General features: G+C 71.0%; 12 protein-coding genes and 1 pseudogene. 2 read left to right on the plus strand and 11 right to left on the minus strand.

Annotated features, from left to right (window positions below; translation table 11 throughout):
* Positions 1–39 precede the first annotated feature (39 nt).
* Together A0130_03515 and A0130_03520 are read left to right on the plus strand one after the other, a co-directional pair.
* Positions 40–609, plus strand: coding sequence for a GNAT family N-acetyltransferase (locus A0130_03515; protein ID ANF30875.1), 570 nt, complete (start codon positions 40–42; stop codon positions 607–609).
* A gap of 36 nt (positions 610–645) precedes the next feature.
* Complete coding sequence (locus A0130_03520) at positions 646–1,533, plus strand: multidrug DMT transporter permease (GenBank protein ANF30876.1); 888 nt, start codon at positions 646–648, stop codon at positions 1,531–1,533.
* 18 nt (positions 1,534–1,551) lie between these two features.
* Here A0130_03520 and A0130_03525 read toward each other — a convergent pair whose 3' ends face one another.
* The 11 genes and pseudogenes from A0130_03525 to A0130_03575 all read right to left on the minus strand — a co-directional run bounded on the left by A0130_03525 (position 1,552) and on the right by A0130_03575 (position 16,332).
* Positions 1,552–2,433, minus strand: coding sequence for an ABC transporter permease (locus A0130_03525; protein ANF30877.1), 882 nt, complete (start codon positions 2,431–2,433; stop codon positions 1,552–1,554).
* Positions 2,420–3,354, minus strand: a pseudogene (locus A0130_03530) (multidrug ABC transporter ATP-binding protein). Before A0130_03530 ends, A0130_03525 begins: the two are co-directional and overlap by 14 nt.
* Positions 3,351–4,394, minus strand: coding sequence for a hypothetical protein (locus tag A0130_03535; protein ANF33277.1), 1,044 nt, complete (start codon positions 4,392–4,394; stop codon positions 3,351–3,353). Before A0130_03535 ends, A0130_03530 begins: the two are co-directional and overlap by 4 nt.
* A gap of 160 nt (positions 4,395–4,554) precedes the next feature.
* Positions 4,555–5,970: a pyruvate kinase gene (locus A0130_03540; protein ANF30878.1), complete on the minus strand. Its 1,416-nt coding sequence runs from the start codon at positions 5,968–5,970 to the stop codon at positions 4,555–4,557.
* An 80-nt stretch (positions 5,971–6,050) separates the two neighbouring features.
* The gene (gene gltD, locus A0130_03545) at positions 6,051–7,508 is read right to left on the minus strand and encodes a glutamate synthase (protein ID ANF30879.1); all 1,458 of its coding nucleotides are present in this window, start codon (positions 7,506–7,508) and stop codon (positions 6,051–6,053) included.
* Positions 7,501–12,078 carry a glutamate synthase subunit alpha gene (locus A0130_03550; GenBank protein ANF30880.1) on the minus strand — a complete coding sequence of 1,526 codons (4,578 nt, stop codon included), beginning with the start codon at positions 12,076–12,078 and terminating at the stop codon, positions 7,501–7,503. The genes gltD and A0130_03550 overlap by 8 nt, the downstream gene beginning before the upstream one ends.
* A gap of 168 nt (positions 12,079–12,246) precedes the next feature.
* The gene (locus A0130_03555; protein ANF33278.1) at positions 12,247–13,236 is read right to left on the minus strand and encodes a prolipoprotein diacylglyceryl transferase; all 990 of its coding nucleotides are present in this window, start codon (positions 13,234–13,236) and stop codon (positions 12,247–12,249) included.
* 83 nt (positions 13,237–13,319) lie between these two features.
* The gene (locus A0130_03560) at positions 13,320–14,120 is read right to left on the minus strand and encodes a tryptophan synthase subunit alpha (GenBank protein ANF30881.1); all 801 of its coding nucleotides are present in this window, start codon (positions 14,118–14,120) and stop codon (positions 13,320–13,322) included.
* Positions 14,117–15,328, minus strand: a complete 1,212-nt coding sequence (locus A0130_03565; protein ID ANF30882.1) for a tryptophan synthase subunit beta — start codon at positions 15,326–15,328, stop codon at positions 14,117–14,119. The genes A0130_03560 and A0130_03565 overlap by 4 nt, the downstream gene beginning before the upstream one ends.
* Positions 15,328–16,098, minus strand: a complete 771-nt coding sequence (locus A0130_03570; protein ID ANF30883.1) for an indole-3-glycerol phosphate synthase — start codon at positions 16,096–16,098, stop codon at positions 15,328–15,330. Before A0130_03570 ends, A0130_03565 begins: the two co-directional genes overlap by 1 nt.
* A 3-nt stretch (positions 16,099–16,101) precedes the next feature.
* A complete protein-coding gene (locus tag A0130_03575; GenBank protein ID ANF30884.1) occupies positions 16,102–16,332 on the minus strand; it encodes a hypothetical protein in 231 nt (76 codons plus the stop codon).
* Positions 16,333–16,379: the final 47 nt, after the last annotated feature.

Here is a 16,379-nt window from a genome sequence, read left to right on the forward strand (position 1 = left end):
CCCTCCCTCGTCGTCGGTGGCCGCCGCTAGGGTCGACGCATGAGCGACATCGTGGTCCGCCCGGCCGACTCCTCCGTCTGGGACGACGTGGAGGTGGTGTTCGGCACGCGCGGCGATCCGTCGGGGTGCTGGTGCCAGTGGTTCAAGGTGTCGGGGTCGCAGTTCCGGGAGCTCTCGCGTCCCGAGCGGGCGTCCCGGCTGGAGGAGCAGGTGGCGGAGGGGTCGCCGGGCGTGATCGCGTGGGTGGACGGCGCGCCCGCCGGGTGGGCGGCGGTCGAACCGTACGCGGCCTACCCGAACCTCCGACGCTCGCCCATCACCAAGCGCCTCGAGGGCGACCCGGAGAATCCGTGGGCGGTCACCTGCTTCGTGGTGCGGCACGAGTTCCGCAATCAGGGGCTGTCGCGGGCCCTGCTCGACGGCGCGGTGGAGCACGCCCGCTCGCGGGGGGCCGACGTGGTGGAGGGGTACCCCGTCGACCCGGAGGTACGGCCGTCGCTGTCGAACGCCGAGCGGTACCACGGGACGGTGTCGCTGTTCCGCGACAGCGGGTTCGAGGTCGTCCGCCGGCCGAGCGCGACGCGGGCGATCATGCGGCGGACGGTGTGACGTCGCCGGTCCCGACGCGCCGGTAAGCTCGGTCGGGTGAGCTCCACCCGTCGCGACCGCCTCGTGGGAGCGGGCACCCAGGTCGCGACGGAGGTCAGCATCAACTTCGGCTCGGCGGTCGCCGGGCTGCTCATCCCGGTCGTCGGGTCGATCGTCGTCGTCGCCGCCCGCCAGGTGGTCACCGCGGCGGCTGTTCTGCCGTTCTACCGGCCCAAGCGCGCTGAGCTCACGTGGATGCGCCTCTGGCCCGCGCTGGCGCTCGGCGTGGTTCTCGCAGCGATGAACCTCAGCTTCTACGAGGCCGTCGGCCGGCTCGGGCTCGGGATCGCGGCGACCATCGAGTTCCTGGGTCCGTTCGCGCTGGCGCTGGTGGGCTCACGACGGCTCCTGGATGCGGGATGCGCGGTCGCGGCGGCGGCAGGCGTGTTCCTGCTCACCGCGACGGAGGGCGCGATCGACCCGTGGGGCGTCGTGCTGGCGCTGACCGCCGCGGCGGCGTGGGCGGCATACATCCTCCTCACCCGTCGCGTCGCGATGCGGCTCCCGGGTTTGGAGGGGCTCAGCGTGGCGAGCGTCGTGTCCACGGTGCTCACCGTGCCGCTCGCGCTGATCGTGGTCGACTACTCGAAGCTCGACCTGCGCATCCTGCTCATGCTGCTCGCCCTTGGCGTGCTGTCGTCGGCCGTGCCGTACAGCCTGGACACATTCATCCTGCGCCGCCTCACGCCGCGGCTCTACGCGGTGATCACGAGCTTCGGGCCGGTCGTGGCGACGATCTTCGGGGTCATCGTGCTCGGCGAGCGGTTCACCGTCGTGCAGCTGATCGGCATCCTCGTCGTGTGCGCGGCGGCGGGTATCACCATCGCGACACAGCGCGAGCAGCCGCGCTCCGAGCTGGAGCAGACGGCCGAAGCCGTGCCGTGATGTCCGGACGGGCGCGGCTCAGGACAGGATGTCCTTGGTCGTGAAGCGGCCGATCGCGAGCGCGCCGAAGACCGCGATGTAGCCGAGCTGCAGCAGCGCGTTCTGTCCGAAGGAGTCCCACGAGATCGGATCGCGCAGGAAGTCGCCGAAGCCCAGCCAGTAGTGGCTGAACAGCCACGGGTGCAGCGCGTCCAGCTGCGGGAGCTGGTCGAGCACCTGGGCGATCACGGCAAGCACCGCGGTGGCGGCCATCGCGCCGACCGGGACGTCAGTGAGCGTCGACAGGAACAGCCCGATCGTGCACAGGCCCAGCAGCGACACCACGATGTAGAGCGCGATGAGCAGCATCCGCAGGTACGCCTCCCCCAGGCTCACCTGCACTCCGGAGAGTAGCGTCACCGGTCCGATCGGGAACAGCAGCATCCCGATCAGGGCACCGGCGACCGCGACCACGAGGGCCGCGGCGACGCAGAACACCGCGCAGCCCGCGTACTTCACGGCGAGCAGCCGGAGGCGGCCCGCCGGGGCGATCACGAGGTACCGGAGCGTGCCGTGGCTGGCCTCCCCCGCGATGGTGTCGCCCGCGACGACCCCGATCGTCAGCGGGAGGAACAACGGCACGCAGACGACCAGCGCCGTGAACGCGACGAACAGGCCGTTGCTGCTGATGTCGCTGAGGAACGCCGGTCCGCGCGAGCTGCCGCCGGTGATGCGCACGGCGACGGCGATCAGGATGGGGACGGCCGCGAGGGCGCCGAACATGGCGTAGGTGCGCCAGCGGCGGAACATTACCGAGATCTCGGAGCCGAGCAGCGCCCATCCCCCGGACGGCCGCTCGCGGCGGGCGGCGACGGACGTGCGCTTGACGGGCGCCGCGGCGGTCAGCTCACTGCTCGACATCGAAACCCTCCCGGTGAGCTCGACGAACCGCTCCTCGAGGCTGGACGCGCGCACCGCGAAACCGCGCAGCCGCACGCCCTCGCCGACGAGAGCTGCGGCGAGCTGCTCGGCGGCCGGCGCGTCCTCGGGGAGCGCCGCCTCGACGCCCGCGGCGGCCGCCTCGGCGTCCAGCCCGAACCGGGCGAGTACGGAAGCTGCGAGGGACGCATCCGGAGTCTCGACGGCCACCCGCGGGCCGGAGCCGCGCCGCAGGTCGTCCAGCGACCCCTGGGCGACCAGCCGCCCGGCGCGCATGATCGCGGCATGCGTGCACACCTGCTCGATCTCGGCGAGCAGGTGGCTGGAGACGAACACCGTCGTCCCCTCGTCGGCCAGCGAGCGGACCAGGGTCCGCACCTCGCGCGTCCCCTGCGGGTCGAGACCGTTCGTCGGCTCGTCCAGCACCAGCAGGTCGCGGTCGGTGAGCAGCGCGCCGGCGATGCCGAGCCGCTGCTTCATGCCGAGCGAGTACGCCCGGACGTGCTTGCCCGCCGCGTGCGACAGGCCGACCCGGTCGAGTGCCGCCTCGACTCGCGCGCGCCGTGTCGCCCCGGGCGCGTAGCGGTCGGCGGTGTCACGGCGGATGAGATTGGCCGTTCCCGACAGGTACGGCGCGAACGCCGGGCCCTCGACCAGCGCGCCGACCCGCGGGAGGACGGACGCACCCCGCGCCGGCATCTCCTCGCCGAGCACGCTGATCGCGCCGGCGGACGGGGAGATCAAGCCGAGCAGCATCCGGATGGTCGTGGTCTTGCCGGAGCCGTTGGGGCCGAGGAACCCGAACACCGACCCGCGCGGCACGTGCAGGTCGAGGCCGTCGACGACCGCCCGCGACCGGAAGCGCTTGGTGAGGCCGCTGGTCGCGATCGCCGCGTCGGTCACTGTGCGGGCGCGTTCGCCGCGGCCTGCAGCGCCGACACCGGCACGGCGCCGGCCAGCACCCGGCCGTCGGAGGTGATCAGCACCGAGAGCAGGGAGGCGCTGAGCGCCCGTCCGCCGTCGACCGGCTGGGTGAGCTGCGCGAACAGCGGATCGTCGGCCACCGACGCCGGAGCGGAGCCCGCGGGCAGGGAGACGATCGTCGACCATCCCTCACCCGTCACGGTCGGCTTCGGGCGCGTGCCCTTCGCGGCGGCGGCGTCCTCCCGCGTCGGCAGCTTCTGCTCGCTCACCGACGCGCCCTTCGGCGGCGTGAACGAGAACACCGACGCGTCGGGCGTGTCCGTGCTGAACGTCGTGAAGCCCGCCTCGAACGCCGGGGAGCTCGCCCCCCGCGCCGTCACATCGACCTTCAACGGGATGCCCGTCTTGCCGTCGACGGCGATCGAGACCGAGCCGACCAGCGTCGCGTCGGTCTTCGGGGTGAGCACGAGGTCGTAGGCGTCGCGTCCGGCGACGTTCACGGGGTCGCCGAGCGTCACCGTCGTGGAGGGGTCGACCGCATCCAGGAACCGCTGAGCGAGCTGCGACGGCGTCAGCGCGGTGGCATCCGGCGTCGGAGTCTTCTCCTCGTGCGCGGGGATGGTCGCGTGCGTGACCTTCTCGCCCTTCGAATCGTAGAGCCACAGGTCGGAGCCGTCGCGGTACGCATCCCGCTCGGCCAGGCGGTCGAGCACCTGGACACGGACCTTCGTCGGGCCGTCGACCCACACCTTCGCCGTGTGGTCGGCCAGCGCGAGGTCGAGCGCGTCGGCCGCGCTCGCATCCTGCGAGCCGCTCGACGTGGACGGGAGGCTCGGCAGCCCCAGGTCGGTCGTCTGCTCGACGGTGCCGGAGAACGCCCGGGTGTCGCTCGCGGCGACGAGCCGAAGCACATCGGACGGCGACTTCACGGGCAGGTCCGTCGCCCCGGCGGCCAGCGGTGTCACGATGACAGCGGCCGCGATGGCGGCGGGGACGACGACGGCCGGCGCCCAGCGGATCCAACGGTGTTCCATAGCCCGAGGATACGCGCGGGGAGGTCGCTCCGACCCTCCGGATTGCCTGAGGAAACCGGACTTCATCCCCCGGTCGGACACCGCCTCATCCCGTGGTCTGACACGCAGAAGGGCCCCGCCGGAGCGGGACCCTTCGTGACCGGTGCTAGAGGACGTCTCCGACCTTGTGCACGCGGATGTCGTTGGTGGTGCCGGGAATCCCGGGAGGGGAACCGGAGATGATGATCACCTTGTCGCCGTCGACGGCGCGGCCGGTCGACTTGAGGGCCTCATCCACCTGGGCGACCATCTGGTCGGTGTGCGTGACGCGGCCGACGACGAACGACTCGACGCCCCAGAACAGCGACATGCGGCGGCGGGTCGACTCCTCCGGCGTGAAGGCCAGGATCGGGATCTTGTTCCGCAGGCGGGCCATGCGGCGGGCGGACTCACCCGACTCGGTGAAGACGCAGAGGAACTTCGCCTCGACGAAGTCGGCGACCTCGGTCGCGGCCAGCGTGATCGCGCCGGACTGCGTGCGCGGACGGGTGCCGAGCGGCTGGATGCGGTCCAGGCCGTGCTCCTCGGTCGAGGTCACGATCCGGGCCATGGTCTGGACCGTGATGGCCGGGTACTCGCCGACGCTGGTCTCGCCCGAGAGCATGACCGCGTCCGCGCCGTCGAGGACGGCGTTGGCGACGTCCGAGGTCTCGGCGCGGGTCGGGACCGGGCTCGAGATCATCGACTCGAGCATCTGAGTCGCGACGATGACCGGCTTCGCGGCTCGGCGGGCCAGCTCGACGGCGCGCTTCTGCACGATCGGGACTGCCTCGAGGGGCAGCTCCACACCGAGGTCGCCACGGGCGACCATGATGGCGTCGAACGCCTCGATGATCTCCTCGAGTGCGTCGACGGCCTGCGGCTTCTCGATCTTGGCGACGACCGGGACCTTGCGGCCCTCCTCCGCCATGATCTCGTGCACGCGCTGGATGTCGGCGGCGTTGCGCACGAACGAGAGGGCGATCAGGTCGGCGCCGAGCTTGAGTCCCCAGCGGAGGTCGGCCTCGTCCTTCTCGGACAGCGCCGGAACGTTCACGGCGACGCCCGGGAGGTTGATGCCCTTGTTGTTGGAGACCGGGCCGGCAACGATGACCTCGGTCGTCACGACCGGGCCGTCGACCGAGACCACGCGGACGCGGACCTTGCCGTCGTCGATGAGGAGGAAGTCGCCCGGCTTGACGTCGTTGGGCAGGCCCTTGAAGGTCGTCGAGGAGATCTCTTTGGTGCCGATGATGTCCTCGGTGGTGATCTTGAAGATGTCGCCTTCGGCCAGCTCGTAGGGGCCGGCCTCGAACTTGCCGAGGCGGATCTTCGGTCCCTGCAGGTCGACCAGGACGGCGACCGGCTTCCCGGCGTCGTCGGCGGCCTTGCGCACGTTGGCGTAGACCCCTTCGTGCACCTCGTAGCTGCCGTGGCTCAGGTTCATCCGGGCCACGTCCACACCCGCGTCGATGATCGCGCGGATGTTGTCGTAGCTGGAGGTCGCCGGCCCGAGGGTCGCGACGATTTTGGCCCTTCTCATGCTGTGTCGTAGCTCCGTGATTCTGCGCTGGGGGCGCGATTTGGGGGTCGTGGCGCCCGGCCGGGCGGGCATGGCGTCGCTCAGACGAGGATGCCGCGGTCGGTGGGACGGATGGGAGACGGCAACTGCGTCTCCCCTTCAAGATACCGGTCGACGGCCGCAGCCGCTGCACGGCCCTCGGCGATGGCCCAGACGATGAGGGACTGCCCGCGGCCGGCGTCACCGGCGACGAAGACGCCCTCCTGCTCGGTCTGGTACTGGCCGTCGCGCGCGACATTGCCGCGCCCATCGAACGGCAGGCCCAGCTGCGAGGACAGGTCGTCCTGCTCGGGACCGGTGAAACCGAGTGCGAGCAGGACCAGATCGGCCGGGATCTCGCGCTCGGTGCCCGCCTTCGGCACGCGACGGCCGTCGAGGAACTCGGTCTCGGCCACGCGCAGCGCGCGGACCTCGCCGAACTCGTTCGCGAGGAACTCGACGGTCGACACGAGGTACTCGCGCTTGCCGCCCTCCTCGTGCGCCGACTGGACCTCAAACAGCGTCGGGGTGGTCGGCCATGGCTGGTGGCTCGGGCGCTCCGCCGGCGGCTGCTGGCCGATGGCGAGGTTGGTGACGCTCGCGGCGCCCTGACGGTGGGCGGTGCCGATGCAGTCGGCGCCGGTGTCGCCGCCGCCGAGAACGACGACGTGCTTGCCGTCCGCGGTGATCTGGTCGGCGACCTGGTCGCCCGCGCCCGCCTTGTTCTGCTGCACCAGGTACTCCATGGCGAAGTGCACGCCGGAGAGCTCGCGGCCCGGGATGGGCAGGTCGCGCGGCACCATGGCGCCGGTGGCGACGACCACCGCGTCGTAGCGGGCGCGCAGGTCGTCCCACGTGATGTCGACGCCGATGTCGACGCCCGCGCGGAAGCGGGTGCCCTCGGCCATCATCTGGTTGAGACGCGCCTCGAGGTGCTTCTTCTCCATCTTGAAGTCCGGGATGCCGTAGCGCAGGAGGCCGCCGATGCGGTCGTCGCGCTCGTACACGGCGACCGTGTGCCCGGCGCGGGTGAGCTGCTGGGCAGCGGCGAGGCCGGCGGGGCCGGAACCGACGACGGCGACCGTCTTGCCGGTGAGGCGCTCCGGCGGGTGCGGCTGCACCCAGCCGTTCTGCCACGCCTGGTCGATGATCGAGACCTCGACCTGCTTGATCGTCACCGCGGGCTGGTTGATGCCGAGCACGCACGACGACTCGCAGGGCGCCGGGCACAGGCGGCCCGTGAACTCGGGGAAGTTGTTGGTCGCGTGCAGGCGATCGATCGCCTGGCGGCCCTCCCCGCGCCACATCAGGTCGTTCCACTCCGGGATGAGGTTGCCCAGCGGGCAGCCGGAGTGGCAGAACGGCACGCCGCAGTCCATGCAGCGGCCGGCCTGCCGGCGCAGCTGCGCCGGGTCCTGCGCCTCGTAGACCTCTTTCCAGTCCATGAGCCGCACGGAGACGGGGCGGCGCTTCGGCAGCTCCCGCTCGGTCGTCTTCAGAAAGCCTTTAGGGTCAGCCACCGGTCACCTCCAGAATCCGGTTCCACACAACATCGCCGTCGGGGTCGAGTCCCTCGTCGACGGCCTCCTGCCGCATCTGCAGCACCGCGGCGTAGTCCCGCGGGAGCACCTTCACGAACTTCGCCACCGTGGCGTCGAAGTCGTCCAGCAGCCGGGTGGCGAGCGCCGATCCCGTCTCGGCCACGTGCCGCTCGAGCAGGTCGCGCACGATCTCGATGTCGGCGCTGCCGAGCGGCAGGAGCTCGAGCTCGCCGCTCGCGAGCGACTCGCGGTTCACGCGCTCCGGCTTCAGGTCGTAGACGTACGCCGTGCCGCCGGACATGCCCGCGCCGAGGTTTCGTCCGGTCCCGCCGAGGATGACGGCGAGCCCGCCGGTCATGTACTCCAGCGCGTGGTCGCCCACGCCCTCGACGACCGCTGTCGCGCCCGAGTTGCGGACCAGGAAGCGCTCCCCCACGATGCCGCGGATGAACATGCTGCCCTGGGTCGCGCCGTAGCCGATCACGTTGCCGGCGATCACGTTGCGCTCCGCCGGGAAGACGCTGTCCCGCGGCGGCCGGACGACGATCTGGCCGCCCGAGAGCCCCTTGCCGACGTAGTCGTTGGAGTCGCCCTCCAGCCGCAGCGTGATGCCCGACGGGAGGAACGCGCCGAGCGACTGGCCGGCCGAACCGGTCAGCGTGATGTCGATCGAGCCGGCCGGAAGGCCGTTCTCGCCGTGGCGGACGGTCACCTCGTGGCCGAGCATGGTGCCGACGGCGCGCTCGGTGTTGCGGATCGGCAGCGACAACTGCAGAGTGCCGCCGTTCGTCAGCACGTCCTCGGCCGCCTCGATCAGCTGCACGTCGAAGTGGTGCTCGAGTTCGTGGTCCTGCTCGCGGCCGTTCTTGCGCGGCGCCTCGGGACCGAACTGCGGGCCGTGCAGGATGGGCGACAGGTCGAGGCCGGACGCCTTCCAGTGCTCGATCGCGCGGTCCACATCCAACAGCTCGGCGTGCCCGATCGCCTCGTCGAGGGTGCGGAACCCGAGGGCGGCGAGGTACTCCCGCACTTCCTCGGCGATGAACTCGAAGAAGTTGACGACGAACTCGGGCTTGCCCGAGAACCGGGAGCGCAGCTCCGGGTTCTGCGTGGCGACGCCGACCGGGCAGGTGTCGAGGTGGCAGACGCGCATCATGATGCAGCCGGAGACGACCAGCGGAGCGGTCGCGAAGCCGAACTCCTCGGCGCCGAGCAGGGCGCCGACGATGACGTCGCGGCCGGTCTTCAGCTGGCCGTCGACCTGCACGACGACGCGCTCGCGCATCCCGTTCAACATCAGCGTCTGCTGCGTCTCGGCCAGTCCCAGCTCCCACGGCGTGCCCGCGTGCTTGAGCGAGTTGACCGGGGACGCGCCGGTGCCGCCGTCGTGGCCGGAGACCAGGATGACGTCGGCCAGCGCCTTCGCCGTCCCGGCCGCGACAGCGCCGATGCCCGACTCGGAGACGAGCTTGACGTGGACGCGGGCGCCCGGGTTGGCGCGCTTGAGGTCGAAGATCAGCTGCTTGAGGTCCTCGATCGAGTAGATGTCGTGGTGCGGCGGCGGCGAGATGAGGCCGACGCCCGCGGTCGCGTGACGGGTGCGCGCGACCCACGGGTACACCTTGGTCGGCGGCAGCTGGCCGCCCTCGCCGGGCTTCGCGCCCTGGGCGAGCTTGATCTGGATGTCGTCCGCGTGCGTCAGGTACATCGACGTCACGCCGAACCGGCCGGACGCGACCTGCTTGATCGCGCTGCGGCGCTCCGGGTCGAGCAGGCGGTCGAGGTCCTCGCCGCCCTCGCCGGTGTTCGACTTGGCGCCGAGCCGGTTCATGGCGATCGCGAGGGTCTCGTGCGCCTCCTTGGAGATGGAGCCGTAGCTCATCGCACCCGTCGAGAACCGCTTGACGATGGACGAGACGGGCTCGACCTCCTCGATCGGCACCGGCGGGCGCTCGCCCTCCTTGAGGGAGAACATCCCGCGCAGGGTCATCAGCGACTCGGACTGGTCGTCGACGAGCTGCGTGTACTCACGGAAGACGTCGTACCGGCGCGTACGCGTCGAGTGCTGCAGCCGGAACACCGTCTCCGGGTTGAAGAGGTGCGGCGAGCCGTCGCGGCGCCACTGGTACTCGCCGCCGGTCGCGAGCCGCTCGTGCGCGAGCGCCGCACCCTCCGACGGGTACGCGCTGTCGTGCCGGGCCAGGTTCTCGGCGGCGATGACGTCGATCCCGACGCCGCCCAGCTTGCTCGTCGTGCCGGTGAAGTACTGGTCGACGAACGCCTGCGACAGACCGACGGCCTCGAACGCCTGAGCGCCCGCGTACGACGACACGGTCGAGATGCCCATCTTGGACATGATCTTGAGCACGCCCTTGCCGAGCGCCTTGATGACGTTCTTCACGGCCTTCTCGGGGCTGACGCCGGTGATCATGCCGCTGCGGACGAGCTCCTCGCAGGTCTCCATCGCCAGGTACGGGTTGATCGCCGAGGCGCCGTAGCCGATGAGCAGCGCGACGTGATGCACCTCGCGCACGTCGCCCGCTTCCACGATGAGGCCCGCCTTCATGCGGGTCTCGGAGCGGATGAGGTGGTGGTGCACCGCGGCGAGCATGAGCAGCGACGGGATGGGCGCGAGGTCCTTCGTGGAGTCGCGGTCGCTCAGCACGATGAACTGCGCGCCGTTCGCGATCGCCTCGTCGACCTCGTCGCACATCTCGGCCAGCCGGCGCTCGAGCGCGTCGGGACCCGCGTCGGAGCGGTACAGGCCGCGCACGGTCGTGGTGAGCGTGCTGCCCGGGCGCGGGTCGATGTGCTGGATCTTCGCCAGCTCGTCGTTGTCGATCACCGGGAAGTCGAGGACGACCTGCCGCGCGTGCTCCGGACCGGCGGTCAGGAGGTTGCGCTCCGGGCCGAGGCCGAGCTTCAGCGAGGTGACGACCTCCTCGCGGATCGAGTCGAGAGGCGGGTTCGTGACCTGCGCGAACTGCTGCGTGAAGTAGTCGAACAGCAGGCGCGGACGCTCGGAGAGGACGGCGACCGGGGTGTCGGACCCCATCGCGCCGAGCGGCTCGGCGCCTGTGGTCGCCATGGGCTTCAGGAGGATGCGGACCTCCTCCTCGGTGTAGCCGAACGTCCGCTGCCGGCGCACGATCGACGCCGGGGTGTGGACGATGTGCTCGCGCTCCGGCAGGTCTTTCAGGTTGATCCGGCCCTCGTCCAGCCACTCGCCGTAGGGAGCGGCGGCTGCGAGCTCGGACTTGATCTCCTCGTCCTCGATGAGACGGCCGGCGACCGTGTCCACCAGGAACATGCGGCCCGGGCGCAGGCGGCCCTTGCGCACGACGCGGCTCGGCTCGATGTCGAGCACGCCGATCTCGGAGGCGAGCACGACGAGGCCGTCGTTGGTGACGACGTAGCGCCCGGGGCGGAGGCCGTTGCGGTCGAGGGTCGCGCCGACGAGGGAGCCGTCGGTGAAGACGATCGCGGCGGGGCCGTCCCACGGCTCCATGAGCATCGAGTGGTACTCGTAGAACGCGCGGCGGACCGGGTCGATCTCGGTCTGGTTCTCCCACGCCTCCGGAACCATCATCATCACGGCGTGCGGGAGCGGGCGGCCGCTGAGCGAGATGAGCTCCACGACCTCGTCGAACGAGGCCGAGTCGGACGCGCCGGGAGTGACGACCGGGAAGATCGGGCGCAGGTCGCCGAGCAGCTCGCTCTCGAGCTGCGACTGGCGGGCGCGCATCCAGTTGCGGTTGCCCTGAACCGTGTTGATCTCGCCGTTGTGCGCGATCATGCGGAACGGCTGCGCGAGCGGCCACGACGGGAAGGTGTTCGTCGAGTAGCGCGAGTGGACCAGCGCCAGCTTGGACGCGAAGCGCTCGTCCGACAGGTCGGGGTAGAACGGCTCCAGCTGGAGGGTCGTCACCATGCCCTTGTAGACGAGCGTGCGGCTGGAGAGCGACGAGAAGTACAGGTCGAGCTCGCGCTCGGCGCGCTTGCGCAGGAAGAACGTCTGGCGGTCGACGGCGATGCCGGAGACCTGCTCGCCGTTCTCGTCCACGCGGGTGGAGGCGACGTACAGCTGCTCGATGACCGGCATGGCCTGGCGGGCCAGCGTGCCGAGCTCCTCCGGGCGCACCGGGACGGGACGCCAGCCGAGCACGGTCAGCTCGTGCTCGCCGGCGATCGCCTCGAGCGCGGCCTTGATCTCGGCGCGCGTCTGCTCGTCGCTCGGGAGGAAGGCGTTTCCGACGGCGTAGCGGCCGGCGGCGGGCAGCTCGAAGTCGACCACTGCGCGCAGGAAAGCGTCCGGAACCTGGGTGATGATGCCCGCGCCGTCGCCGGTGCCGGCGTCGGAGCCGACCGCACCGCGGTGCTCCAGGTGGCGCAGCGCCTCGAGCGCCGCGTCGATGATGTCGTGCCCGGCGGTGCCGCGGAGCGTCGCGACCATGGCGAGGCCGCAGGCGTCCTTCTCGTGGGCAGGGTCGTACAGGCCCTGCGGGCCTGGCACGGTCCCGAAGCGGGAATGGGGAGGCGTGAGCGCCATCTGTCGACCGTCCTCACAGTGTCGTGGATGTGGGGATGTGGAATGCGGGGACGCCTTCGGCCCGTGCTGGGAGGGGTTCCGCCGCTCCGCCCGATCCGGGTGCGATCGGGCTGTTCGGTGCGGTCAGTGCGTGGGATCGCCTCGACGGTTACTTCGTGCCGTCGGAATTCATCCGTTCGTGGGGCTTGTGGCCTTGGCCGAAGCGGACCCGGCAGGTGCGCCGTCTACGTCGGCGGCGCCCTCGTCATCCAGGTCCGTGTCGTCCGAGTCTACCTCAGCATCGGGACGCACCCATTCACGACCCGGCCGGTAGGGGCTGGGCTCGAGTCCGGGGTGACGGCGGGACTGCACGAGGAAGATGATCACGCCGAGCACCACCGCGGCGAAGGCGGCCCAGACATTGGTCGGGATGCCGAGGAACGAGAACTCGCTCGGGTCGATGCGGATCGACTCCAGGTAGGAGCGGCCGAGGCCGTACCAGACGAGGTAGACGGCGAACAGCTTGCCCCACTGGAGGTGCCACTTGCGCTCGATGAGCACGAGGACCACGACGCCGATGACGTTCCAGATGATCTCGTAGAGGAACAGCGGCTGGAACAGCGTGTTGTCCGGCAGCCCGACCGGGATCGCCTTGTTGGTGGAGTCGATCTCGAGGCCCCACGGCAGGTTGGTCGGCAGGCCGAACAGCTCCTGGTTGAACCAGTTGCCGAGGCGGCCGATCGCCTGAGCGAGCAGCAGTGCCGGTGCCAGCGCGTCGGCGAAGGTCCAGAACCGGATGCCGGTCCAGCGGCAGCCGATCCAGGCGCCGACCGCGCCGCCGAGCAGCGAGCCGAAGATGGCGTTGCCGCCCTCCCAGATCGCGAACACCTTCCACGGGTCGGCGCCCGGGTAGAAGTAATCGCCCGGGTGGGTGAACACGTGGTAGAGCCGTGCGCCGACGATGCCGAGCACCACGACCGGGATGAGGATGTCGAGCACCACGCCAGGCTCCGCGCCGCGCTTGGTGAGGCGGCGCGACGTCCAGATCGCGGCGACGACGATGCCGATGAGGATCATGATCGCGTACGTCTGGATGCGCCAGTGCAGCCCGAAGATGTCGATCGGGATCTGCTGCCACTCCGGCCCGGGGCTGGGGATGCTGGCGTACCAGCTGCTCATGGTCAGGGTCACCCGAGGACTGCCTTTCGATCAGGATGCACAGCGCACGAGGTGTCGCGCTGCGAGATTAGTCTAGGGCGCGGTCAGCCGCGCCGCGTTCCGGCCGCGAGCTCGGCGGCTGCGCGCCCGGCCGCCTCCACGCCGCCGTCGCCGAGCGCCTTCACCAGCGCCGAGCCGACGATCGCGCCGTCGGCGTACTCCAGCACTTCAGCCACCTGGGCGGCCGTGGAGATGCCGAGGCCGACGCACGTGCTGGTGGCTCCCGCCTCGCGGAGGCGGCCGACGAGCGTGCGCGCCGCCGCATCCACGTCGCTGCGTGCTCCGGTGATGCCCATCGTCGAGACCGCGTAGACGAAGCCGCGGCTGGACTCCACCGCCTGCTTCAGACGCGCGTCGGTCGAGCTGGGCGCGGCGAGGAAGACGCGGTCGAGGCCGACGCGGTCGGAGGCGGCGAGCCAGTCACCGCCCTCGTCCGGGATGAGGTCGGGCGTGATGAGCCCGGCTCCCCCGGCCTCGGCGAGGTCGTCGGCGAAGCGGTCGACGCCGTACTGCAGCACGGGGTTCCAGTACGTCATGACGAGCACCGGGATGTCGACCTGCGCCGTGATCTCGCGCACGGCGGTGAAGCCGTCGCGAAGGCGGAACCCGGCGCCCAGCGCCTGCTGGGTGGCCGCCTGGATGACCGTGCCGTCCATCACCGGGTCGGAGTACGGCAGGCCGAGCTCGATGACGTCGACGCCGTTCTGGGCGAGCGCGACCGCGGCGTCGACGCTGGTGCGGAGGTCCGGGAAACCCGCAGGCAGGTAGCCGACCAGCGCGCCCGCCGCCTCGTCGTTGCGCCGCGCGATCGTGTCGGCGACGCGGCTCACCGCGACCCCGCTCACGACTGCACCGCGCTCTCGTCGATGAGGTCGAAGTAGCGGCCGGCGGTCTCCATGTCCTTGTCGCCGCGCCCGCTGAGGTTCACCAGGATGAGGCCCTCCGGCCCCAGCTCGCGGCCGAGGGCCAGCGCGCCGGCAAGGGCGTGCGAGGACTCGATCGCCGGGATGATGCCCTCGGTGCGGCTGAGCAGGCGCAGCGCGTCCATCGCGTCCGCGTCGGAGACCGGCAGGTACTCGGCGCGACCGATCTTCGCGAGCCACGCGTGCTCGGGACCGACGCCCGGGTAATCGAGGCCCGCCGAGATCGAGTGCGACTCGATGGTCTGGCCGTCCTCGTCCTGCAGCAGCATGGAGCGCGCGCCGTGCAGCACGCCCGGTCGGCCCTTGGTGATCGTGGCCGCGTGACGCGGGGTGTCCGCACCCTCGCCGCCGGCCTCGTAGCCGATCAGCCGGACGTCCTCGTCGTCGAGGAATGCGTGGAAGATGCCCATCGCGTTCGACCCGCCGCCGACGCACGCCGCGACCGCATCGGGCAGACGGCCGGTCAGCGCGAGCACTTGCTCCCGCGCCTCCTCGCCGATGATCTTCTGCAGGTCGCGGACCATCGCCGGGAAGGGATGCGGCCCCGCGACGGTGCCGAAGATGTAGTTGGTGTTCTCGACGTTGGTGACCCAGTCGCGCATCGCGTCGTTGATCGCGTCTTTGAGGGTGCGCGAACCGGTCTTGACCGCGACCACCTCGGCGCCGAGCAGGCGCATGCGGGCGACGTTGAGCGCCTGGCGCTCGGTGTCGACCTCACCCATGTAGATGGTGCACTCGAGGCCGAACAGCGCGGCCGCGGTCGCGGTGGCGACGCCGTGCTGGCCGGCGCCGGTCTCGGCGATCACGCGGGTCTTGCCGATGCGCTTGGTGAGGATGGCCTGCCCGAGCACGTTGTTGATCTTGTGCGAACCGGTGTGGTTGAGGTCTTCGCGCTTCAGGATGATGCGTGCGCCGCCTGCGTGCTCCGCGAACCGCGGCACCTCGGTGATGATCGACGGACGGCCGGTGTAGGTGCGGTGCAGCTCGTCCAGCTCGGCGTGGAACGCCGGGTCGGCCTTCGCCTCCTCCCACGCCGCCGACAGCTCGTCGAGCGCTGCGACCAGCGACTCGGGGACGAACCGCCCGCCGAAGTCGCCGAAGTACGGACCCTGCTCAGTGCGGAGGGACATCAGACTCCCAGGAACTCTTCGAGCGTCGCGACGGGGTCGCTCGTCACGAGCGCCTCGCCGACGAGCACCACATCGGCGCCCGCCGCCCGGTAGTGTGCGACGTCGTCGGCCGACTTCACGGCCGACTCCGCCACGCGGATGACGCCGGACGGGATGCTGCCGGCCAGGCGGCCGAACAGGTCCCGATCCAGCTCGAACGTGGTGAGGTCGCGGGCGTTCACGCCCACGAGGCCGGCGCCCGTGTCGAGCGCGCGGCTGAGCTCGTCGGCCGAGTGCGCCTCCACCAGGGAGGTCATGCCGAGCTGGGTGATCAGCTCGTGCAGCTCGACCAGCTGCTTCTGCTCCAGCGCCGCTACGATCAGCAGCACCAGGTCGGCGCCCGCGGCACGGGCCTCGAACACCTGGTACGGATCGGCGACGAACTCCTTGCGCAGCACCGGGATGGACACGGCGTCGCGCACGGCCTCGAGGTCGGCGAGCGAGCCGTGGAACTTGCGCTCCTCGGTCAGCACGCTGATCGCGCTGGCGCCGCCGGTCTCGTACGAGACGGCGAGGGAGGCCGGGTCGGGGATGGCGGCGAGCGATCCGCGGGACGGGCTCGCGCGCTTCACCTCGGCGATGATCTTCACGCGCTCGCCGGGCGCGAGCGCCGCCAGGGCGTCGAGCGCGGCCGGACGGGCGAGCGCCGCGGCCTCCACCTCGGCGAGCGGACGCTCGGAGCGTCGCCGGTCAGCGTCTTCCAGCGCGCCGGCGACGAGGTCGGCGAGCACGGATCAGTGGCCCTTCGGGGTGTACTTGGAGCCGCCCACTCCGTAGCCCGCGCGCTTCATGACCCAGCCCACGATGAGGCCGATCACGGCGAGTCCCGCCGCAGCCCAGACGATGATCGGGGCGTCGAAGAAGAACGCGATCGCGCCGATGGTGAAGGCGACCAGCATGATGATCACGGCCGTCCACGCCGCCGGCGAGTGACCGTGGCCTGGTTCGACTGACTCGCTGCTCATGGGACTCCTGCACGTCGGGTGCGCGCCGCCGGGCGCGCACGGGGGAT

It is taken from the genome of Leifsonia xyli (assembly GCA_001647635.1).
Lineage (GTDB): Bacteria > Actinomycetota > Actinomycetes > Actinomycetales > Microbacteriaceae > Leifsonia > Leifsonia xyli_A.